The following is a 19540-nucleotide window of genomic DNA, read 5'->3' as shown; positions in this document are numbered from 1 at the left end:
ACTATTTCTCCTTTTTCGTTGTTACCAACGATCTATCCAATCCCGATTCCTTTGTCTGAACAACATATCCTCACCGATCCTTACGCGCTGGAAAAAGAGCTGCGCAAGGTGCAGGCCCTGCTGAAACTGGAGCAGCAGGAAGACCTGGAGCAATTTAAAATCAAGAGTGCCAAAACCACCATCGCCGAGCGCCAGCACCGTGGCCTGACGTGGTATCCAGTTAAGATTACTAAGGAAGAAATTGGCTTTGGCGGCAAGCTGGTGCTCGAATTGGAGCGCCCGGCCAGCCAGAACAGTCTGCACCTATTTCAAGTGGGGCGCAATGCGGCTCTCTTCGGTAATATTCCAAATCGCGCTGGCTCCGACCGCCCCACGCTCAACGGCGTGATTACGGCTGTGCGCCGCAATAAAATCCTGCTTGCCACCACCAAAGAAGACCTGCCTGATTGGGTCGATGAAGGTAAGCTGGGCGTGGATCTGACCTTCGACGAGGTCAGCTACCGCGAAATGGACTACGCCCTAGGCAAAGTTATGGGGGCGTATGAGTCGCGCCTGGCTGAGCTGAGGGATGTGCTTCTGGGGGGCAAATTAGCCCGCTTCAAGCCCGATGCAGAGGCTACGCTCTACTATCCGAGTCCGATGAATGAGTCGCAGCTGGCGGCGGTGCGCCATGTGCTGGCGGCGCAGGATGTGGCTATTATTCACGGCCCTCCCGGCACAGGCAAAACCACCACACTGGTGCAGGCCATCATCGAAACCATCCGGCGCGAGCGGCGGGTGCTGGTGTGTGCGCCTTCCAATACAGCCGTGGATTTGCTGACCGAAAAGCTAGCTGAGCGTGGCGTGAACGTCATTCGTATGGGTAACCCCTCGCGCGTGTCGGACTTGCTGCTGGATCATACGCTCGACGCTCAGATAATGAACCACAAGAGCTACTCTGAGCTAAAATCGATGCGGCAGACGGCGGAGCAATACCGCGAGATGGCTGGCAAATTCAAGCGGCATTTTGGTTGGGAGGAGCGCGAGCAGCGCCGTATGCTGAAAGAGCAGGCCCACCAAATGCTACAGGAGTCGGATCAGCTGGAGCGCTACATTACAGAGGATTTGCTGGATAAGGTGCAGGTAATCACTTGTACGCTGGTGGGCGCCGGCAACCGCGCCATCCGCCATCTCACCTACGAGACGGTGTTTATCGACGAAGCGGCTCAGGCTTTGGAGCCCGGCTGCTGGATTCCGATTACCCGCGCCAACCGGGTGGTGCTGGCCGGCGACCATTGCCAATTGCCCCCCACGGTAAAAAGCGAGCAAGCCGCCCGCGACGGTCTGCGCGAAACGCTGTTTGAAAAGTGCATTCAGCGCCAGCCCGACGTGGCTCGCATGCTGGAAGTGCAATACCGTATGCACGAGCAGATTATGGCCTTCAGCTCGGCGCAGTTCTACGACAACAAGCTCATAGCGCACTCCACCGTCCGCCACGCCGATCTGCCCGACTACGACCTCCGCTTCGCCCCCGACCTAGCTGTGGAGTTTCTGGACACCGCTGGCTTCGGCTTCCAAGAAATGGGAATCGCCGAAAGTCGCTCAGTAGCCAACCCCGAAGAAGCCGACCTGCTTCTGCGTCGCCTAACCGAACTGCTGGCCGCCTACGTGCCAGAAGATCATCTGGAAGACTTGCTTACAGTTGGAGTAATTGCCCCCTACCGCTCCCAGATCAATTACCTGAAGGACAAGGTAGAAGAATCGCCTGAGCTGGCCGAAATGACCACCCACCGCCTGCTCACCGTAGGCACCGTGGATGCCTTTCAAGGCCAGGAGCGCGATATTATCTGCGTATCGATGACGCGCTCCAACTCGGCTGGCGACATCGGCTTCCTCTCCGATATCCGCCGCATGAACGTAGGCATGACCCGCGCCCGCCGCAAGCTCCTTATCGTGGGCGACTCCAGCACGCTGGGCCGTCATCCGTTCTATAAGGACTTTCTGGATTATGTGGAGAGCATTGGGGCGTATCGGACGGCTTGGGAAATGCAGTAGAAGGCTGACGTGGGTCTCCCCCGGCCCCCACCTTAGGCAAGGCTAGCTATCCCAGGCACTAAGCATGTTATTAAAAAAAGCCCCCCAACTTATTGTTAGGGGGCTTTTTTCTTCCAAAAAGGAAAGGTTGGTAGTGGTTGCGGAGGCGGAAGCCGACGTAGCCGCGTAGAACGACTAGAGAGAGCCTCTCCCTATTCTTTCTTTAGGAGAGGGAGCCGGGGAGTGAGGTTCACGTCAGGCTCCTACTCCAAATCAATCACCGACATGGTATGCGGGGCGTCTGACTTCGAGTTTACAAAGTTTTTCTCCGGCTTGTCGAAGTTAGTTACGTAGAGGCGCTTGCCGATGAGTAGCACTTCGGCGGGCTGGTCGAGGAGACCTTTGGCGCCGTCGGTGTCGCCATTTTTAGCCAGCGTGGTTACCGAGTTGTTCTTTAGGTTAATGACCTGAATGGCGTTTTCGCGGGAGTTGCAGAGGTAAAGTTTGTCGGTGGCCCGGTCGATAATGAGGCCATCGACGCAGGAAACTTTCTCACCCTTGAGCTGCATAGTTTCTTTTTTAGCCAACGTGCCATCAGGATTCAGTGTCATTTTATACATGGTGCCATCGCCGAAGGAGCCGGTGTAGAGGTTGCCCCGGCTGTCGTAGTCGAGGCCGTCGGCGCCGTTATCTACGCCGGTCTCGTTTACTTTGGTGGTGAAAGTTGCCAGCACGTGCGGGTCCTTGGTTTTGGGCTTGAGGTGCACTACGCCTTTGTTTAGCTCATCCAGGGTAAAGACCAGCACGGCGCTGCCTTTGTCGTCGTTGGGCATGTCCCACTGACTATCGGTTACATAAATCTTGTTGCCTTTCCAGACCACGGCATTGGCTAGGGCAAAGTTGTCGACCACCGTTTCTACGGGCCCGGGCTTACCATTCTCTACCCGCACTCGCATGAGCCTAGATTTGAAGTTCTTGTCGTTTTCGTACTGATTTTCGGCGTAGTAAAGGTTACCATCAGGCCCAAAAGCCAGGTCCATGGGGGCCGCCTTATTGGTGGTGGGCTCGGGGGGCAAAGTGGTCAGGTAGGGTTGCAGGCTAGTGTCGGTCACTTCCATGAGCACAGCCGGGTAGGAGTTGTTGGCCAGGTTCGGAACGGAGAGGATAATGTTGCCGTTGGGCGCCAGCGCCATGCCATCGGGGGTATTATGGGCCTCATCGAGGGTGTGTAGCAGCCTAGGACTACCGATGGTAACCACTGTATCGGCCGCTACCGCCGCGTGGGTGGTCGAATCAACGGGAACGGCGGAAGTTCTTTCCGAGTCGGTGCTGCTGGTATTGGACTGGCAGCCACCCAACAACGTGCCGCTGGTGAGCAGCACCGCAAGTAGATTCGTTTTCATAGCGGTAGAAGGAGCAGGTTGTTGATTTCGGATTACTCTATGGTTTAGGTTAACGGCCTATCAACAAACTCGTTTGTGTGAGGACAAATTTTACTTCATCAAAACCTCTCTGCCTAGGTTGCAGTATCACGGAGAGTAGCACTAGCATTAGACATCATTTCCGTAACTAGCCGCTCGAAACCCATTTCCAACCCACATTCCAGGACGCACCAGTCCCCTTGCAGTATGGCTCAAATCAGCGAAAACAAAGTCGTTACCATCACCTACGACCTGAGCGTGACGGACGAAAACAACGAAAAAGTATTGGTCGAATCTGCGGAGGCGGATAGCCCCATGGTGTTTCTGTTCGGCAAGAGCGGCCTACCCGAAGAGTTTGAAAACCAACTCGATGGCAAGCAGGCCGGCGACACGTTCAACTTCTCCCTCACCCCCGACCAAGCTTACGGCGACTACGATCAGCAAGCCGTGGTAAGCATCCCAAAGCAGGTATTCGAAATCGACGGCCAGATAGATGAGGAAATGCTCCAGGAAGGCAACTTCCTGCCCATGTCCGACAACGAAGGCAATCAGATGCAAGGCAAAGTCGTGTCTATCGGCGACACAGAAGTGCAAATGGACTTCAACCACCCCCTGGCCGGTATGGTTATGCACTTCGACGGTCAGGTAGCCGCCGTCCGCGACGCGACGCAAGAAGAGCTAGCCCACGGCCACGTACACGGCGAAGGTGGGCATCAGCATTAAAAATTGATTTTAGTTTGACTAAAAAAGGGGCTATATAGCCCCTTTTTTAATTTATATAAAGACACTTTAATCTTTGACTAATTAATTATAGTGCAATCAAAAATCAAATTATCAGGTTTATTTCAGTTAGTTTTTACAATTTTTCTCAAAGTCACATTATCTCCTGCATCATCATAAGAATCAATTATTTTCATACAAAACTGTCCTTGATCCATTACCAAAATACTCCTAATTAAAAAAGTAGGAGAGGAATCTGTTGCAGGCCAGTAAGTATGCAGCATTAAACCTGGATCTACGGTATTAGTCCCTTCTCCGCGATATTTAATGCTATAAGGTGAATCGAAGATCACACGGTTGTCTTCTAAGATGACAAAACGCTCCTCAGTAAATCGATAAGTTTTCTGCTTTCCTGTGCTTTGAGGTGTCTGCAACGTGGTCTCAGATCCTCGTCGTGGAGATTCTGTTTGGACCCACTCCCAATCCCCAATAATAGCCGCTTTAGCTACTTCTTTTAATTGTATCTCTTCCAATACTGAACAAACCTCATCGAAGACCGGAGCTTCTTCTTTCTTGCAGCCGATGCTTGCTAACAGGATTACCGATAAAGCGAGTGAAAGCACACTATTTTTCATTGAGCATTAATTATATAGATTGTTTTTATGATGAGTAGCTATTTGTTATTAAGGTTGCATTCAGTATATAGTACTATTTAAATAAATTTCACTGCCCCCCGCAAATCCGGCCAGAACTCCCGAAAATCCGTTTCATACGTCGGCAGCTCCGCCAGAAACGCGGCGCCTCCCTTGGCTAGAATCTCGGCGTTGGGTACGCGGCGGCTTAAACCGAGCAGGGCTCTTTCCAGGCCTTGAGGGTGGGCATAGCCGGTGAGCCAGTCGTCGCGGCGCATGTAGTGGAGCAGGTGCTGGAGGCGCTCGGGTAACTCGTGGCGGCGGGCGTGCAGCAGAGCGTAGTGGCGCTGGGCGAAGGCAGGCAGCGGCTCGGCAGGGTTCTGATTGTAGCGGGCGAAGTCGCGGGCCAGCAGGTGATCAAAGCCCATGTCGGAGACAACGCCGGCCCACTTGCCCAAGCCAGCTTCGCGCAGGCGGGCGGTGGTGCGGCGCACCAGCGGGTGGGCATCGGTGAAGGAATCAATGAAGCGGTGCAGGCGGATGCCGCGCTGCACGCCGGGCGGGTAGGCCAGCACCCCGGCCCGGCCACGCACGGCTTCGGCCGCGAAATTGCCGACTACGATGTCGGCGTAATCGGGCGCGTCGGGCGGGCCGGAGAGCAGCAGGTGGGCCAGGAAGTTCATGGGGGCAAAAGTACGCGGCGCCGGTCGAAAAGCTGAGCCGTGCTGAACCTTCAGCCCCACCGGCCGTATTTCTTGGTACTGATCTAAATACCACCAAAACCCTAGAAATCATGGCCGAGCACGTAGCCGTAAGTAACGACGTTACCAAGCTGATTGACCGTATTAAAGACATCAAAATCGCGATGATGACCACCATCGAGCCCGATGGCACCCTGCACAGCCGCCCGATGTATACCCACGAGCCCGAGAATACCGGCACACTCTGGTTTTTCACGGAGCGCGATTCTGCCAAAATCGACGAAGTGCAGCAGGATCGGCACATCAATCTAGGCTACTCCAAGCCTGATGACAACCTGTACGTGTCCATTTCGGGCATCGCCAGCATCGTGAACGATCGGGAAAAAATCAAAGAATTATGGAGGGAGCCACTTCGGTCCTGGTTTCCCAAAGGCTCCGACGATCCGAATATTTCACTACTCAAAGTAGATATCCAGCGCGGCGAATACTGGGACCAGCCCAGCAATGTGTTGGTGCACGCCTTTGGCTACCTTAAGGCTGTAACCACCGGCGAGCGGTATCAGCCCACCGGCGACGAGCATACAAAAGTAAATCCCTAAAGGTGCTTTTCTGAGCTATATGAAGAGGGCCGGAAGCAATTCCGGCCCTTTTTTGTTGCTTACTAGTTATACGATTCCACTCGTCTTTTTCCGTCATGCAGAGCGGTAGCGAAGCATCTCGCGTGCTTCGTTGAGTTACTATTGCAATGACCGCGAGCGAGATGCTTCGCTGCCGCTTTGCATGACGTTCTGATAGCATAGTAGAACTCCACATCTTTACTTTCGATTCTGAATACTGCTTCCTTGACTTCTACCCCGCTCACCACCATTTCGTTATTTGGCCTCGCGCCGGGCCACGTGCGTTGGGGCCTTGCCCAAATGGGCACCTCTCAGGCTCCGCTGCGCAAGGTGGCGGGTTTGCGGTTTTTTAAGTTACTAGGTAGTGGGGCCGATAATGGGTTTGGATTGCGGCCCAACCTGCATTTGTACGGGATGATGGCGGTGTGGGAATCGGCGGCGGCGGCCGAAGTGTTTTTTGCTACGCACCCGCTTTGGGCAGAGTACCAGCGGCGGAGCCAGGAGATATGGACGGCTCATTTAGCGCCCATCAAAGCGCACGGGCTTTGGGATGGAGTTAATCCATTTGATTACAGTGTAGAAATGTCCCCCAGCAACGGGCCGGTGGCCGTGCTAACGCGCGCCTCCATTCGATGGTGGAAAACGCCGCGCTTCTGGAAGTACGTGGCTCCTACCAGCGCCGCCATTGCTAAGGCGCAAGGCGTGCTAGGAGCTGTGGGGTTGGGCGAGTTGCCTGTGGTACGGCAAGCCACGTTTAGCATCTGGGAATCGGCGCAGGCCATGCAGCAGTATGCTTATCGGGATGCTCAGCACAAGGAAGTTATCCGGCTGACGCGCCAAGAGAAATGGTACGGGGAGGAGATGTTTGCGCGGTTTCGGGTGCTGAGTAGTGAAGGCACCTGGGGGGGCAAAAACCCGCTGGCGGGCGTGAATCTGTTCTAAAATGGTTGTGCTGACGACAGGAAATACCTCTACCCTATTATGATTGCCTGATTCAATTATCCAACTCACCATTGTTACCTTAATATTACCACCGCTGCGCCTGCTTTACGTAATTTGCGGGCTATGATACGACGTTTACTACCAGCACTGGTCCTGTTTGGAAGTTTGCTGCTGGCACTACTGCCCACAGCGGTGCGGGCCCAGGGGGAGGCCGACGAGCGGCCCATGCGCTTCAACGGCCTGGAATTCCTTTCCCCCGACTCCTCTTTTTATATCAACTTTCGCTTCCGTATGCAAAACCGAGCGGGCTTCATTTCCCAATCGGGCACTGATTTGAGCGTGCGGGAGTATGATGCCCGCGTGCGCCGCCTGCGCCTACGGGCCGATGGCTACGTACTCAAAGAAACGTTGGGGTATAGTCTGCAACTGTCTTTTTCCCGCGGCGACCAGGATTTTGAAGCCTCTGGCGTAGCCAATATTGTGCGCGACGCGGTGATATTCTACAACTTTACCCCCAATTTCTACGCGGCTTTTGGGCTAAACAAGCTTCCTGGCAACCGCCAACGCGTCACATCGTCGGGGCAGCTGCAGTTTGCGGAACGTTCCATCGTAAACGCGGCCCTAACCATCGACCGCGACTTTGGCCTTAAGCTTTATTATACCCATCCACTGGGACCCGTGGCGCTGTACTCGCTGAAAGGCGCAATAACCACTGGCGAAGGCCGGAGCGCCAATGTTACTAGTCCGGGCCTGGCGTATACGGGCCGGGCCGAGCTGCTGCCCCTCGGTGCTTTCCAGGATGGCGGCGACTACTCAGAGGGCGACGTCGTGCGCGAACCCACGCCGAAAGTGTCGTTGGCGGCGGGCTACAGCTTTAACCGGCAAACTACGCGCACCGGTGGCCAGCTCGGTCCTGACTTATACAGCCCCGTCGATCTGGGAACATTCATTGCCGATGCCATGATTAAATACCAAGGCTGGGCGTATCTGGGCGAATATCTGCAACGTCACAGCCCCGATCCATTCACCTACGACTCCACCGACGAGCTGCGCTATGCTTATGTAGGCCGTGGCCTAAATCAGCAGCTCTCCTACTATTTTCCTTCCGGCTGGGAGCCAGCGTTGCGCTACTCCTGGCTGCGACCAGACCAAGTTCTTCGCAATCAAGCCACTCAGCAGGAGGTGCTGGAAGTTGGTTTAACCAAATATCTGCGCAAGCACCGGGTAAAAGCTCAACTTAATGCAAGCTACCAGCCGGCCCGCGGAAATTGGGACTTTGATGCGCCCGGCAACCGCTGGGGCGGCGTGTTTCAGTTTGAGCTAGGAATTTAAATTGGGTCAGTCGCAAAAAAGCCCCCCAGAGCCGGCCAAACAACCCTCACGCCTACTATAGGCTATTTATCAAGGAGCCGCGCGGCTTTTTGCGTAATTTCGCCTGTTCAGAACAGCCTAAACTCCTGCTAATGCCCGCGTATCGTCCCGAGGAAATTGAAAAAAAGTGGCAAGCCCACTGGAAAACGCATAAAACTTTCGAGGTCAGCAACAGCTCCGACAAGCCCAAGTACTACGTGCTCGACATGTTCCCGTACCCCAGCGGCGCGGGCCTCCACGTAGGTCATCCGCTAGGATACATTGCCTCCGATATTGTGTCGCGCTTCAAGCGGTTGCAGGGCTTTAACGTGCTGCATCCCATGGGCTTCGACTCGTTTGGCCTGCCCGCCGAGCAGTACGCTATTCAAACTGGTCAGCACCCCGAGAAGACCACCCGCGAGAACATTCAGCGCTACATCGAGCAGCTTTCGTCGCTCGGTTTTAGCTATGACTGGAGCCGCGAAATCCGTACTTCTGACCCGAGCTACTACAAGTGGACGCAGTGGATTTTCCTGAAGCTGTTCAACTCCTGGTATAACCTGGAAACCAACCGCGCCGAGAGCATCCGCACCTTGCAGGATATTTTTGGGGAGAAAGGCAGCGCTGGCGTGCGCGCCGCTGGCGACGCCGATGAGCGCCACGACTTCACGGCCGGGCAGTGGCAGATGATGACCGAGAAGCAGCGCATCGACGCGGTTCACCCCTATCGGCTGGCATATCAGTCGGATACGTACGTGAATTGGTGCGCGGCGCTGGGCACGGTGCTTAGCAATGATGAGGTGAAAGATGGCCTCTCGGAGCGCGGCGGCTACCCCGTGGAGCGCCGCCTCATGCCCCAGTGGAACTTGCGTATCACCGCCTACGCCGACCGTCTGCTTCAGGGCCTCGACACCATCGACTGGCCTGAGCCGGTGAAGGAAATGCAGCGCAACTGGATTGGCCGCTCGGTGGGCGCCGAGGTTACGTTTCCGCTCCAAAATACCCCCCAGCAGGGTATTAAGGTGTATACCACCCGCGTCGACACGATTTACGGAGCAACGTTTATGGTGTTGGCGCCCGAGCACGAGTTGGCCGCCCAGCTCACGACGCCTGAGCAAAAAGAAGCCGTGGAAGCCTACGTGCTGGCCAGCAAGCGCCGCTCGGAGCGCGACCGGATGGCCGACACCAAAACCGTGTCGGGTGTATTTACCGGCAGCTACGCTATCAATCCGGTGAGTGGGGAGCCTGTGCCCGTGTGGTTGGCCGACTACGTGCTGGCTGGCTACGGCACCGGCGCCGTGATGGCCGTGCCCAGCGGCGACCAGCGCGACTACCTCTTCGCCAAGCACTTCGATCTGCTCATCATCGCCGTCACCGACGCCCAGCAGAATCTCGATCAGCAAGCCGACCCCACCAAGGAAGGCCGCTACATCAACTCGGAGCTCATCAACGGCCTCACCTATAAAGAAGCCACCGACAAGCTCATTGCTTGGCTGGAAGAGCATAACCTGGGCAAAGGCAAGGTAAACTTCCGTCTGCGCGACGCTATTTTTGGCCGTCAGCGCTACTGGGGTGAGCCGCTCCCGATCTACTACAAAGAAGGCTTGGCCTACGGTGTTGCCGAAGCTGATTTGCCCGTCGTGCTGCCCGAAATCGACGAGTACAAGCCCACCGAAACCGGCGAGCCACCCCTGGGCCGTGCGCAGGATTGGAAGTACCGTGGTAAGTTCGACTTCGAGCTAAGCACTATGCCTGGTTGGGCTGGCTCTAGCTGGTACTACCTGCGCTACATGGATCCGCACAACGACGAGCGGTTTGTGAGCGAGGAAGCCGAGCAGTACTGGCAAACCGTGGACCTCTACATGGGTGGTGCCGAGCACGCCACCGGCCACTTGCTGTACTCCCGTTTCTGGTATCTGTTTTTGAAGGATCTGGGCCTCGTCAGCGGCAACGAGCCTTTCCAGAAGCTGATAAATCAGGGGATGATTTTGGGGCGCTCGAATTTTGTGTATCGCATCAATGGCACGAATACATTCGTCTCGCTTGGCAAAAAGGAGCAGTACGAAACCACTGCTTTGCATGTCGATGTGAGCATCGTTGACAATGACGTGTTGGACGTAGAGAGGTACAAGAAGTGGCGTGAAGAAAACGCCACGGCCGAGTTCATCCTGGAAGAAAATGGCACCTATCTCTGCGGCACCGAAGTCGAGAAGATGTCGAAGTCGAAGCACAACGTTGTTAATCCTGACGACCTCATCAGTCGTTATGGCGCTGACGCGTTACGCCTCTACGAAATGTTCCTGGGGCCGCTGGAGCAGTTCAAGCCTTGGAATACCAGCGGCATGAGCGGTGTGAGCAGCTTCCTTAAGAAGCTCTGGCGCTTGTTCCATCCCGAAGATGGTAAGCTGGCCGTCACCGACGAGGCTGCGACGCCTGCCGAGCTAAAGGCTCTACACAAAGCCATCAAGAAGGCGCAGGAAGACATCGAGCGGTTCTCGTTCAACACTTCCGTCAGTACCTTCATGATTGCCGTGAACGAGCTAACAGCCTTGAATTGTCACAAGCGCGCTATTCTGGAGCCGCTCACGGTTATCATTTCTCCTTACGCGCCTCACCTGGCGGAGGAGCTGTGGGCTGAGCTAGGTCACGAACCCGGCAGCATTACAACGGCTCAATTCCCGGTGTTTGAGGAGAAATACCTCGAAGAAGCTAGCATCGATTACCCTATTTCATTCAACGGCAAAATGCGCGGCAAAATGACCTTCGCCGCTGCTGCCGTTGCTGCAGATATTGAGAAGGAAGTGTTGGCCTCCGAGATATTTGAGAAGTTCAGCGAAGGCAAAGCAGCGAAAAAGGTAATCGTCGTGCCCGGCCGTATGGTGAATGTCGTGGTGTAACTCGAGCCGATCTTGAGCTTGAAAAAGCCCCCCAGACGAGTTCTGGGGGGCTTTTTTATGGCAAGCACAGCACTAACAGCTTATTTACACAACCGGGTTAGGCACCTGGGTAGGCGCTTTATCGAGGCCGCAGCGCTCCATGAAGGGGTTGGTAAATACCCGGCGTGTGGGGGCGTCAAGCAGGCGGTGGCGGCTAGCAAGCCACTGGTTTACCGCCGTGTCGCCGTACATTTTACGGAGGCGGGGTTCGGTCAGGTTGAAGTTAATTTTGCCCCAATGCAGGGTGTAGGGTATGTTCAGGATTTCCAAACGGGCCCAGATCATCTCCAGAAACCGGCGCGTAACTCGGGCTTCGACGCCGTCGAACTCTAGCACAGCTGTAACCGGAAAGCGCGTGAAGCCTAGGGTGGCTTTAGTGCCTTTTACAAACCGCAGCCCCAGCACGCCGGGAAAGGGCGTTTGTTGGTTGAGCGAGTGAACTTCGGCCAGCACGCGCAGCACGTCGCGGTTGTCGATGCCGATGGCGGCGCTGGCCGCTTTGCCCCGGATGTTGGTGTTGTCGAAGGTTTCGCTCATGGTGCCGGCCGTGCCGTTGTTGCGCTCCAAGGCTAGCGGGTACAGCCGATTCACGAGCGTAGGCACCAAGGCCACGCCTGCGCTACCCAAATGGTCGAGCACCGTCGAAATCAGGCCCAGCGAACTATCACCGTAGATAAAACCTGAAGCGGGTGCCTGCCGGCGCGGATACACAGCTCGGTACGGCGCCTTAAATAGCAGTTGCACAAATACGCCCCGGTTCGAATCAGCACCTGTGGGGTCGAACTGATGGGGATTAATGATGATGGTGAGGTGGTAAGGCTGGCGCGTGGGGTCGTTGAGCGGGAGTTGCAGCCACGGTTTCAGGCCCGTCAGGTCGAGATGGGTCATGAGGCGCTTTAGGCCTTCGCGGTAGGGTACGCGCGGGGAGCTGGATTCTTCCAGCAAAAACAAGGGCTCCGTTTCCAGCAGCACGCCATGTATAAAGCCGAAGCTACCGAAGCTCACCAAGGCCGCATTGAATAGGTCATCGTCGCGAAACACGTCCGTTACACCCAGCCAGTCCGTAAATTTGGTTGCAGCCACCGGGTACGAGGCCCTTTCCAGCCACACATGCCGGTCGGGGCCCGTGACAATATGCAGGCCCACTACCGTTTCCTGGACGGAACCAAAGCGAAAAGCCCCCCCGTGCGTTCCAGTTGAGAAAGCGCCCACAATGCTTTGGCCATTGCTGGCCCCGGAAGCCCGCACCGACTTTTGTCGAGACTCCAACTGTTGCTCCAAGCCGATGATGCTCATGCCGCACTCCGTAAAAAACAGATTGTCGGCCCGGGCCCCCGCAGTCTGATACGCGGGCGCGACCATGCTCGGCTGGAGGGCAAATGACTGCCGCAACGCCATGGTATCTACCAAACCTCCATCGGTTACGCACACTTCCGAGAACGACCAGCCCTTTCCGATTGCCCGCAGGCGCACGTTGTGCTCGATACCGTAGCGAATCAGCCACTGAAAATTGGCTGTCGTTTGCTGGTACTGCTGCTGGCTGGTAGGCAGATTGGGAATGCGCAGCTTGAAGCAGGCGCTAGCTTGCAAGCGCTGCGTGAAGTTCTCGTGGCGGTTGGTCCACTCCGCCATTGGGAGCGCCTCAATTCCGTTGGGCAGGCTCATGGTTGGACGGATAAACGGAGTGCGGGCTGGGTGACTGGCCCCAGCCCCAATGTATCAACGGCGGGCGTGTAGGGCGCACAGCACCAGCTTACGCGCTGCTTCGTCACGACGCCTACCGTGACGAGGGAAAGCAGAAAGTAGCCAAAGTTGGTATTCACCGTGACGCTGTTCAGATGGTTAAAGCGCGAGTCGCAGGGTGGCTTTAGGTCGGCGGGTTGCTTCAGACCCCAGAAATACGAGGTGACTACTTTGGTACTGTTCGGGTCATTCACCACCGAATCGCAGTCGTAGATTGTGGCAATGCGCGTAGTCATGCAGCCCGACAGTGATGCGCTTAGTAGTGCTAGTACGATTATGCTAGGTAGATATCGAATCATAGCCTTATCAATAATTTGTATAGTAATAATTTATATATAAAATATACTAAACACAAACCTTTCGAAAGAAAGAAGCCGCGTCGCCCAAACCTATATAGGTTAGGATGACGCGGCGTTTTAATCACTTGAAAGCGGAAGGGAATACTTAGCTGTCTTTAGCGAGTTCTTCGCGTATGGCGCGTGGCAGCGACGCCCGCACCAAATCGTACGAATGATCGGTCCACTCGCGGAGCTGAGAAGCAGAAACACCGCTGCCAATGACAACGGTGTTCCAATGTTTTTTATTCATATGGTACCCCGGCAGCACGTAATCAAACTCCTCGCGGAGTTGCACGGCGCGATCAGGGTCACACTTCAGATTAACGCTGCCGTACTGGCTGATGCTGGTGAGGGAGAAGATTTTGCCCCCCACCTTGAATACCAGCGTATCCTCGTCGAAGGGCGTTTCCTCCGTCACGCCGGACTTGAGCAGACAGTAATCGCGATAATCTTCGATGTTCATTTCAAGACTAGAGCACGTAGCGGAACAGCATCACCAGCAAGCAGACCAAGAACATGGCCATGGAGAGCTTATTGATAAAATGCATGGTACGCAGGTTGAAGTTGGAGTGCCGATTCGGGTCATTCTTGCGGAAGAAATAACCGAGGGCAGGACCGAAATTAAACAGGTTGCGACCTTTCATTACAGTGGCTTTTGGTACGCTATAATAACACCTGACCGGTGAAAATGATTTGCTGCAAGTTAAAATAAATACATAAACACATCATCCCTGATAGAGCTCAAAAACACGATTTACAGCTTCTAAAGGGCGTTTTTATGGCTACCAGGCCTTATGAAACGAATAATTTTATTTATAATTAATCAAATAATACTTTGACTTATATTAATATTTGATTAAATTATTTGAGTAGCTACAATACACTCCTGAAACAAGGACCAACTCCAAGAAAAGCCCCCGAACTTCCAGTACAGCGCCAACAGCTTCCAGCTATTCTACTTGCACAAATGCCCTAGTAGCTGTTCGTGCGCCTGCCTCACGTGGAAGTCAGGATGTCCATGCGATGGGCAGCCCCCGCCTGAATCTCTTGCGATTCCCCTATCGGCATTCTTTCACCCAACCAATCATCTGTTATGAAACTGCCATTATCAAACAGCCGCCGAAAAGTGGCTCATCTGTTCGTGCTTTTTATGTCCGCAATGCTCTTCTACAGCTGCGACGAGTTGTACGAAGAGTTGGTGCGCCAGCCGTCCAAAACCGCTCAGCAGGAAAGCGCCAACGTCGTGTACGATTGGTATAAGGTGATGGCCAGAACCCAACTGCGCACAACCCCGCAGCCAGTTATTATCTTAAACAACCGAAACTTTGGCTACATAGGCGTTGGCCTGTACGAAGCAGTGCGTCCCGGCATAAGGGGAGCCGTGAGTTTATCCACCAAGCTGTATCAAATGCCCACTATGCCCGCCCCGGAGGTGGGCCGGGAGTTTTTGTGGGGCGCTAGTGCCAATGCTGCCCTTGCCAGTATGTTCAGGCAGTTTATAGTTGGCCTGACCGATGCCGATAGAGCCCGTATTGATTCATTGGAAAACGCCTACAACAACCGATTCAGACTAGGCACTTCTGACGCCGCTATTACCCGTTCGCAAGCCTACGGGCGGGCCGTAGCAACGGCTATCTACAACTGGTCGACAACCGATAACTTCAATCTGAGCAGTCAAGGGTATGTGCCACCGGTATTTCCAGGATCGTGGGTGCCTACGCCACCTGCTTTTGCCGCCCCGGTAGGACCTTTTTTACAGAATTCAAGGCCATTCTTAGCATCAAGTTTAACAGCTACAGCGCCGCCATTACCTTTTCCTTATTCCGAAGATCCGTCCTCTCAGTTTTATAAAGAGGCTAAAGCAGTGTATGACATTGGGAAAGCCCTGACTCCGGAGCAAAGAGCAACAGCCAACTGGTGGGCTGATGCGGGTGGCGTGGGCGTAGGAACTCCAGCGCCCTACCATGATCTTTCTACCATAACCGGGCTTCTGGAAAGCAAGAAGGTCAGGCTGGGGCAGGCGGCGGAAGTGTATGCCAAAACTGGGATTGCGATAAAAGACGGACCCATCAATACCTTCAGAGGCAAGTTTCAATATAACCTGCTGCGGCCGGTTACTTACATCCAACGGCATATCGATCCAACCTGGCAAACGTATTTGCCTTCGCCTCCTTATCCTGAGTACCCTTCCGGACTTGTTGGGCTAAACGCGCCCGTTATGCAGGTGCTAATCAGAGAATTCGGCGACATTCCGATAACCGACAATGCGTATGCCTGGAGAGGTTTGCCTGCCCGGCAGTATCCTTCTATTTCGGCCTTGATGGAAGAGGCGGCTTTTTCCAGAGTCTACGCTGGCATACACTATCCATTCACACAAACTATCTCTATTGAAATGGGCAGAGAACTAGGCAATAGAATCGCCGATCTTAACCTAACACCTAATTAGTGATCCTCAGGGGTTTGGTCGCGGATTCCCTTTGTTATTCTCTGTATCTCGATGCTAGAGCACAGCTGAAGAACTAACCTGCGGACAACAATTCGAGTGTTGAGCTAGCTATGACAAAAGGTGTTTGTCCTTCTCGAGAGGGCAAACACCTTTTTTTGAATGGATAAATAAGCGCTGGAGGGCTTTTTTCAGCACTTAAATCTTACAGCGCAGCTTTCCGCTAATTTGCAGCGTCCTTGCTATTGTAATCCGATTGACAAATTTACTCTGCCCCTCTTTCATGAAAAGACTTTTCCTCGCTGCCTGCCTTCTGGGGGGCAATTTTGCTGCCTTCGCTCAAGCCACTGCTACTGAAACCGCCGCCGTTAAGCAAACCATCACCACCTTTTTCGATGGCATGCGGCGCGGCGACAGCACGATGGTACGGAATACCTTGGCGCCGGGCGCGGTGTTCCAAGTTATTGCCAACCGCGAGGGCAAAATGCAGGTGCGGGTAGAGCAGGTGGCTGGTTTTTTGAAAAGTGTGGGCACGCCGCACAAGGAAGTGTACGATGAGCGCATCACTTTCGAGCAAGTGCTCATCGATGCCAACCTAGCCAGCGTCTGGACGCCGTACCAGTTCTACATTGGTACCACCTTCAGCCACTGCGGCTACAACTCGTTTCAACTGGTGAAGCTGGCCGAGGGCTGGAAAATCGTGCACATCATCGACACCAAACGCAAGGATAAGTGAAAGTAAGCGGCCGTTAGAAATTGGGTATACGCTTTAAGGGTGTCGAATCCGCTTTCCAACTGTCTAGCTCGTACAGGTCGCCTTCGGTATCCAGATAAAGCGAAGCCAAGACAGGCACCTCATCCTCATCTTTATACCAGAGTTCGGCTACTACCTTGCCTAGGTGCCGGTTCTGCTTAATGCTTACAAAGCGCAGGCTGCCCATTCCGCCATCGTCCACTTCCTGCACCTCGGCGGTGGGTAGCAAGGCCAAGATTCTTTCCACCTGAGGCTTGCCCCGCAGCATATAAATCAGCAAACCCAGCTCCGGCAGAGTCAACAGACGCTTTTCCATTCTTCCGGCTACTGCGAAGGCTGGTGCAGGGTTACGAATTGGCAGGCGAACTAACCGGCGTTGAAAGCCCCATAATCAGCTCAGCATTAAGCTCGCGCAGATCCGGCACAACTTGGTCGGCGTGGTGCAGATCTTGACCGCTGGAATGTGGGCTGCTGAAACCGATACAGTACATACCGGCAGCTTTGGCCGCCGTCACGCCGTTGGCCGAATCCTCAATTATCAGACACTCATGCGGCGGCTTGCCGGCCAACTTGGCCGCGTGCAGGAAAAGCGCCGGGTTGGGCTTCGACTGCGGAAAATCTTCCCCACTGACTAGATTATCGAAGTACGGATACAGCTCGAACCGCTTAAATACGCGGTGAATCGTTTCCTTGGAAGCCGACGAAGCTAGCTGTAGCGGCATTCCGGCCCGGTGCAAGTCCAGAACCAGCTCGCGGGCGCCGGGCAGCAATTCTAAGTCAGTCGATTCGTCGAAGGCTTTGCCGAAGAACTCTCGCTTGCGGCTCATCAGCGTTTCTACATCTTCGGTCAGGCTAAATTCCTGCTTGAACTGCTGGTACATGTTGCGGGTAGAGGACCCCAGAAAGGTGGCGTATTTCTCATCCGTTAGCGTGATGCCCAGCTCGGCGAAGTGCTGGAAAAAGGCGTCGCGGTGGAGCGGCTCGGTGTCAACAAGCACGCCGTCCATATCGAAAATGACAGTTTTGATCATGTAGAAGGGGTTGTAGCGGGCGAAGATAGTACGCCTTCTACGGCTTTTTGCCCCCCACAGCCGGGCTAGGCCGAAACTCCGGCTTTCGCTAACGCCACAATATCCGGCACTTCTAGCACGCGCTTGGGGTAGCCGTGGCGCACGGCATTGATCATAGCCTGGCCCATCTCCTGCAAGGTGGAAACGTACTTAGGAAACAAGGGCCGCATCACCGGATAAAGCCAGGAAATGTAAGCGTAAGCAGAAAGCGTATTTTTCAGTCCCTTGGTAGGCTGCATAAAGCCGGGCCGAAACATGTATGCCTTTTTAAAAGGCATCTGCAACAGCGCGTTTTCGGTCTGGCCCTTTACGCGCGCCCACATCAGCTTTCCTTTGCCGGTACCATCCGTCCCTGAGCCCGACACAAAGCAGAACGTAAGGTCCGGATTATGGTACAGCACAGCTTGGGCAACGTGCATGGTCAAATCGAAGGTGATGCGACGATACTCCGGCTCCTTCATGCCCACCGACGACACACCCAGACAGAAAAAGCAGGCATTGTAGCCCGCCAGCTGGTCCTGAATGGCCGATAAGTCGTGGAAGTCGCTGTGCACAATTTCGCGCAGCTTGGGGTGACTTAGGCCGTAGGGCTTGCGGCTAATAGATAGCACCTGCTCCACATCGGGGTCGTTGAGGCATTCGTGCAGTACACCCTCCCCCACCATACCTGTCGCCCCGGTTAGTATCGCTCTAATCTTCATGCAACGGTAGACGTTCGACCGCAAAGGATGTTTTAAGTCGCAAGCTCCTCAGCTGAAAATGCTCCCCACAGAAGCAAAAAGGACCCGAATGACAACTGCTGCCTTCCGGGTCCTTCTGTTAAGTAAAATGTCTTTCCGGCTCTTCTGAGGGGGTTATTCTTTACGCCGGCGGGTAATCACGTAATACTGACCGGGGCTGGTCGTGATGTTCGTCCTGTACTTGCCGTCTTTCGAATCCCAAACAGCCTCGTCGGCCTGCTCGTTGCGGGCGTTCAGCTTGGTTTGCATTTTCAATAGGCTGGTCGAGTCCGATAAGGCCGTAAGCGTAGTCACGCAGATGTCGTTTCGGAAGCCGAAGCCAATCATGGCACTTTCTGGGTTCTTATCGCCGGCCTGATACCACTCGATATCGGTGCCGTCGGCGGCCATGTCAACGCGCAGCTTTTTGTACTTTCTGTCGCGCTTCCGCACGTCCTTCTTGATGGCCTTTCTATCCTTGCCAATGGACTGAATATCCTGGGCCTGTGCAGCGGTAGCGCACAGCAGGCACACCAGGATCAATGCTAAGAGGTTCTTCATGGTTTCTAGTCGAGCAGAGCTAGAAAGCAAATAACGGACCTTTTGTAAAGAGCCTGTTTTCTTAAATCTGTGCAGGTTAATAAAATTGTCATACAAGGCTTGCCGCAGTTTCTTATAATAGTGAACTCAACGAAGCAGGAGATATGCTTCGAAAAGCTCTTTACCATTCCAAATTAAATCGACTTATATGACCTGTATAAAGTATCTTGTTTGATATAGATTATATTTCCATTATCCTGATAAAAATATTTACCAATTATTTTAACAAACATACTATCATTGCCAGTAATAGAGATTGAAAAAGGTATTGTATCTCTTTTTTCGGCCTTATCCTTATCAAACCAAACTGCGTATCCATTATTGTTTCCTATACTATCTATAAATGATTTATTTTCAAGCATTTGATCTTTAATGGAATACATAAAGTCAGGAATATCATGATAAGCCTTGAGTATTATTATTGAAACAGCAATAAATAGAATAATAAAATATATTATCAGGATCTTTAAAGATATTTTATTATAATATTTATAAGCCTTAGATAAATTATTGAGTATATTCATTTCTAATGTTAACTAAG

Annotated in this window: 20 protein-coding genes; 8 read left to right on the top strand and 12 right to left on the bottom strand. The window is 53.7% G+C overall.

What is annotated here, in order from left to right:
* The first annotated feature begins 51 nt into the window (after window positions 1-51).
* Window positions 52-2034 (top strand): AAA domain-containing protein, encoded by a 1983-nt coding sequence (locus tag ACW9KT_RS09525; protein WP_457079693.1) that lies wholly within the window; start codon window positions 52-54, stop codon window positions 2032-2034.
* A 242-nt stretch (window positions 2035-2276) separates the two neighbouring features.
* Here ACW9KT_RS09525 and ACW9KT_RS09520 read toward each other — a convergent pair whose 3' ends face one another.
* Entirely contained in the window at window positions 2277-3416 is a 1140-nt protein-coding gene (locus tag ACW9KT_RS09520) for an SMP-30/gluconolactonase/LRE family protein (protein WP_457079691.1), read from the bottom strand.
* Between the two features lie 225 nt (window positions 3417-3641).
* Between ACW9KT_RS09520 and ACW9KT_RS09515 the strand changes: the two genes are divergently transcribed.
* On the top strand, window positions 3642-4157 hold the full coding sequence (locus ACW9KT_RS09515; RefSeq protein ID WP_457079689.1) for an FKBP-type peptidyl-prolyl cis-trans isomerase: 516 nt from the start codon (window positions 3642-3644) through the stop codon (window positions 4155-4157).
* A gap of 122 nt (window positions 4158-4279) precedes the next feature.
* On the opposite strand, the gene ACW9KT_RS09510 is transcribed toward ACW9KT_RS09515, so the two are convergent.
* On the bottom strand, window positions 4280-4789 hold the full coding sequence (locus tag ACW9KT_RS09510; RefSeq protein ID WP_457079687.1) for a hypothetical protein: 510 nt from the start codon (window positions 4787-4789) through the stop codon (window positions 4280-4282).
* Window positions 4790-4866: 77 nt separating this feature from the next.
* Window positions 4867-5469, bottom strand: coding sequence for an acyl carrier protein phosphodiesterase (locus tag ACW9KT_RS09505; protein WP_457079685.1), 603 nt, complete (start codon window positions 5467-5469; stop codon window positions 4867-4869).
* A gap of 110 nt (window positions 5470-5579) precedes the next feature.
* On the opposite strand from ACW9KT_RS09505, the gene ACW9KT_RS09500 reads away from it, so the two are divergent.
* The 4 genes from ACW9KT_RS09500 (at window position 5580) to leuS (ending at window position 11293) form a co-directional block, all read left to right on the top strand.
* On the top strand, window positions 5580-6086 hold the full coding sequence (locus tag ACW9KT_RS09500) for a pyridoxamine 5'-phosphate oxidase family protein (protein WP_457079683.1): 507 nt from the start codon (window positions 5580-5582) through the stop codon (window positions 6084-6086).
* A 243-nt stretch (window positions 6087-6329) separates the two neighbouring features.
* Window positions 6330-7046, top strand: a complete 717-nt coding sequence (locus ACW9KT_RS09495; RefSeq protein WP_457079681.1) for a spheroidene monooxygenase — start codon at window positions 6330-6332, stop codon at window positions 7044-7046.
* Between the two features lie 123 nt (window positions 7047-7169).
* Entirely contained in the window at window positions 7170-8378 is a 1209-nt protein-coding gene (locus ACW9KT_RS09490) for a porin (protein ID WP_457079679.1), read from the top strand.
* Window positions 8379-8509: 131 nt separating this feature from the next.
* On the top strand, window positions 8510-11293 hold the full coding sequence (leuS, locus tag ACW9KT_RS09485) for a leucine--tRNA ligase (protein ID WP_457079677.1): 2784 nt from the start codon (window positions 8510-8512) through the stop codon (window positions 11291-11293).
* 84 nt (window positions 11294-11377) lie between these two features.
* Here leuS and ACW9KT_RS09480 read toward each other — a convergent pair whose 3' ends face one another.
* The 4 genes from ACW9KT_RS09480 to ACW9KT_RS09465 form a co-directional block, all read right to left on the bottom strand.
* The gene (locus tag ACW9KT_RS09480; protein WP_457079675.1) at window positions 11378-12997 is read right to left on the bottom strand and encodes an FAD-binding protein; all 1620 of its coding nucleotides are present in this window, start codon (window positions 12995-12997) and stop codon (window positions 11378-11380) included.
* Window positions 12994-13311 (bottom strand): hypothetical protein, encoded by a 318-nt coding sequence (locus tag ACW9KT_RS09475; RefSeq protein ID WP_457079673.1) that lies wholly within the window; start codon window positions 13309-13311, stop codon window positions 12994-12996. The genes ACW9KT_RS09480 and ACW9KT_RS09475 overlap by 4 nt, the downstream gene beginning before the upstream one ends.
* 208 nt (window positions 13312-13519) lie before the next feature.
* Window positions 13520-13876, bottom strand: coding sequence for an MmcQ/YjbR family DNA-binding protein (locus tag ACW9KT_RS09470; protein WP_457079671.1), 357 nt, complete (start codon window positions 13874-13876; stop codon window positions 13520-13522).
* 7 nt (window positions 13877-13883) lie between these two features.
* Complete coding sequence (locus ACW9KT_RS09465; RefSeq protein ID WP_457079669.1) at window positions 13884-14057, bottom strand: DUF6728 family protein; 174 nt, start codon at window positions 14055-14057, stop codon at window positions 13884-13886.
* 449 nt (window positions 14058-14506) lie between these two features.
* Between ACW9KT_RS09465 and ACW9KT_RS09460 the strand changes: the two genes are divergently transcribed.
* Together ACW9KT_RS09460 and ACW9KT_RS09455 are read left to right on the top strand one after the other, a co-directional pair.
* Entirely contained in the window at window positions 14507-15859 is a 1353-nt protein-coding gene (locus ACW9KT_RS09460; protein ID WP_457079667.1) for a hypothetical protein, read from the top strand.
* Window positions 15860-16139: 280 nt separating this feature from the next.
* Window positions 16140-16592: a nuclear transport factor 2 family protein gene (locus ACW9KT_RS09455; protein ID WP_457079665.1), complete on the top strand. Its 453-nt coding sequence runs from the start codon at window positions 16140-16142 to the stop codon at window positions 16590-16592.
* A 13-nt stretch (window positions 16593-16605) separates the two neighbouring features.
* Here the strand turns inward: ACW9KT_RS09455 and ACW9KT_RS09450 are convergent, their stop codons facing one another.
* From ACW9KT_RS09450 to ACW9KT_RS09430, 5 genes are all read right to left on the bottom strand, one after another.
* Window positions 16606-16926 carry a DUF6984 family protein gene (locus tag ACW9KT_RS09450; RefSeq protein WP_457079663.1) on the bottom strand — a complete coding sequence of 107 codons (321 nt, stop codon included), beginning with the start codon at window positions 16924-16926 and terminating at the stop codon, window positions 16606-16608.
* Between the two features lie 31 nt (window positions 16927-16957).
* Window positions 16958-17641 carry an HAD family hydrolase gene (locus ACW9KT_RS09445; protein WP_457079661.1) on the bottom strand — a complete coding sequence of 228 codons (684 nt, stop codon included), beginning with the start codon at window positions 17639-17641 and terminating at the stop codon, window positions 16958-16960.
* A 65-nt stretch (window positions 17642-17706) separates the two neighbouring features.
* Window positions 17707-18381: an NAD-dependent epimerase/dehydratase family protein gene (locus ACW9KT_RS09440; protein ID WP_457079659.1), complete on the bottom strand. Its 675-nt coding sequence runs from the start codon at window positions 18379-18381 to the stop codon at window positions 17707-17709.
* 153 nt (window positions 18382-18534) lie between these two features.
* Window positions 18535-18960, bottom strand: a complete 426-nt coding sequence (locus tag ACW9KT_RS09435) for a hypothetical protein (protein ID WP_457079657.1) — start codon at window positions 18958-18960, stop codon at window positions 18535-18537.
* Window positions 18961-19133: 173 nt separating this feature from the next.
* A complete protein-coding gene (locus ACW9KT_RS09430; protein ID WP_457079656.1) occupies window positions 19134-19523 on the bottom strand; it encodes a hypothetical protein in 390 nt (129 codons plus the stop codon).
* Window positions 19524-19540 lie beyond the last annotated feature (17 nt).

It is taken from the genome of Hymenobacter sp. HD11105 (assembly GCF_054051685.1).
This window is presented reverse-complemented; position numbering and strand designations above follow the sequence as displayed.

What these genes read in the sequence shown, in the direction of transcription:
- ACW9KT_RS09440 (WP_457079659.1), bottom strand. Translation starts at nt 18,381, where the DNA reads ATGAAGATTAGAGCGATACTAACCGGGGCGACAGGTATGGTGGGGGAG.
- ACW9KT_RS09480 (WP_457079675.1), bottom strand. Translation starts at nt 12,997, where the DNA reads ATGAGCCTGCCCAACGGAATTGAGGCGCTCCCAATGGCGGAGTGGACC.
- ACW9KT_RS09460 (WP_457079667.1), top strand. Translation starts at nt 14,507, where the DNA reads ATGAAACTGCCATTATCAAACAGCCGCCGAAAAGTGGCTCATCTGTTC.
- ACW9KT_RS09435 (WP_457079657.1), bottom strand. Translation starts at nt 18,960, where the DNA reads ATGAAGAACCTCTTAGCATTGATCCTGGTGTGCCTGCTGTGCGCTACC.
- leuS (WP_457079677.1), top strand. Translation starts at nt 8,510, where the DNA reads ATGCCCGCGTATCGTCCCGAGGAAATTGAAAAAAAGTGGCAAGCCCAC.
- ACW9KT_RS09520 (WP_457079691.1), bottom strand. Translation starts at nt 3,416, where the DNA reads ATGAAAACGAATCTACTTGCGGTGCTGCTCACCAGCGGCACGTTGTTG.
- ACW9KT_RS09505 (WP_457079685.1), bottom strand. Translation starts at nt 5,469, where the DNA reads ATGAACTTCCTGGCCCACCTGCTGCTCTCCGGCCCGCCCGACGCGCCC.
- ACW9KT_RS09470 (WP_457079671.1), bottom strand. Translation starts at nt 13,876, where the DNA reads ATGAACATCGAAGATTATCGCGATTACTGTCTGCTCAAGTCCGGCGTG.
- ACW9KT_RS09455 (WP_457079665.1), top strand. Translation starts at nt 16,140, where the DNA reads ATGAAAAGACTTTTCCTCGCTGCCTGCCTTCTGGGGGGCAATTTTGCT.
- ACW9KT_RS09465 (WP_457079669.1), bottom strand. Translation starts at nt 14,057, where the DNA reads ATGAAAGGTCGCAACCTGTTTAATTTCGGTCCTGCCCTCGGTTATTTC.
- ACW9KT_RS09475 (WP_457079673.1), bottom strand. Translation starts at nt 13,311, where the DNA reads ATGACTACGCGCATTGCCACAATCTACGACTGCGATTCGGTGGTGAAT.
- ACW9KT_RS09445 (WP_457079661.1), bottom strand. Translation starts at nt 17,641, where the DNA reads ATGATCAAAACTGTCATTTTCGATATGGACGGCGTGCTTGTTGACACC.
- ACW9KT_RS09510 (WP_457079687.1), bottom strand. Translation starts at nt 4,789, where the DNA reads ATGAAAAATAGTGTGCTTTCACTCGCTTTATCGGTAATCCTGTTAGCA.
- ACW9KT_RS09500 (WP_457079683.1), top strand. Translation starts at nt 5,580, where the DNA reads ATGGCCGAGCACGTAGCCGTAAGTAACGACGTTACCAAGCTGATTGAC.
- ACW9KT_RS09430 (WP_457079656.1), bottom strand. Translation starts at nt 19,523, where the DNA reads ATGAATATACTCAATAATTTATCTAAGGCTTATAAATATTATAATAAA.
- ACW9KT_RS09490 (WP_457079679.1), top strand. Translation starts at nt 7,170, where the DNA reads ATGATACGACGTTTACTACCAGCACTGGTCCTGTTTGGAAGTTTGCTG.
- ACW9KT_RS09450 (WP_457079663.1), bottom strand. Translation starts at nt 16,926, where the DNA reads ATGGAAAAGCGTCTGTTGACTCTGCCGGAGCTGGGTTTGCTGATTTAT.
- ACW9KT_RS09515 (WP_457079689.1), top strand. Translation starts at nt 3,642, where the DNA reads ATGGCTCAAATCAGCGAAAACAAAGTCGTTACCATCACCTACGACCTG.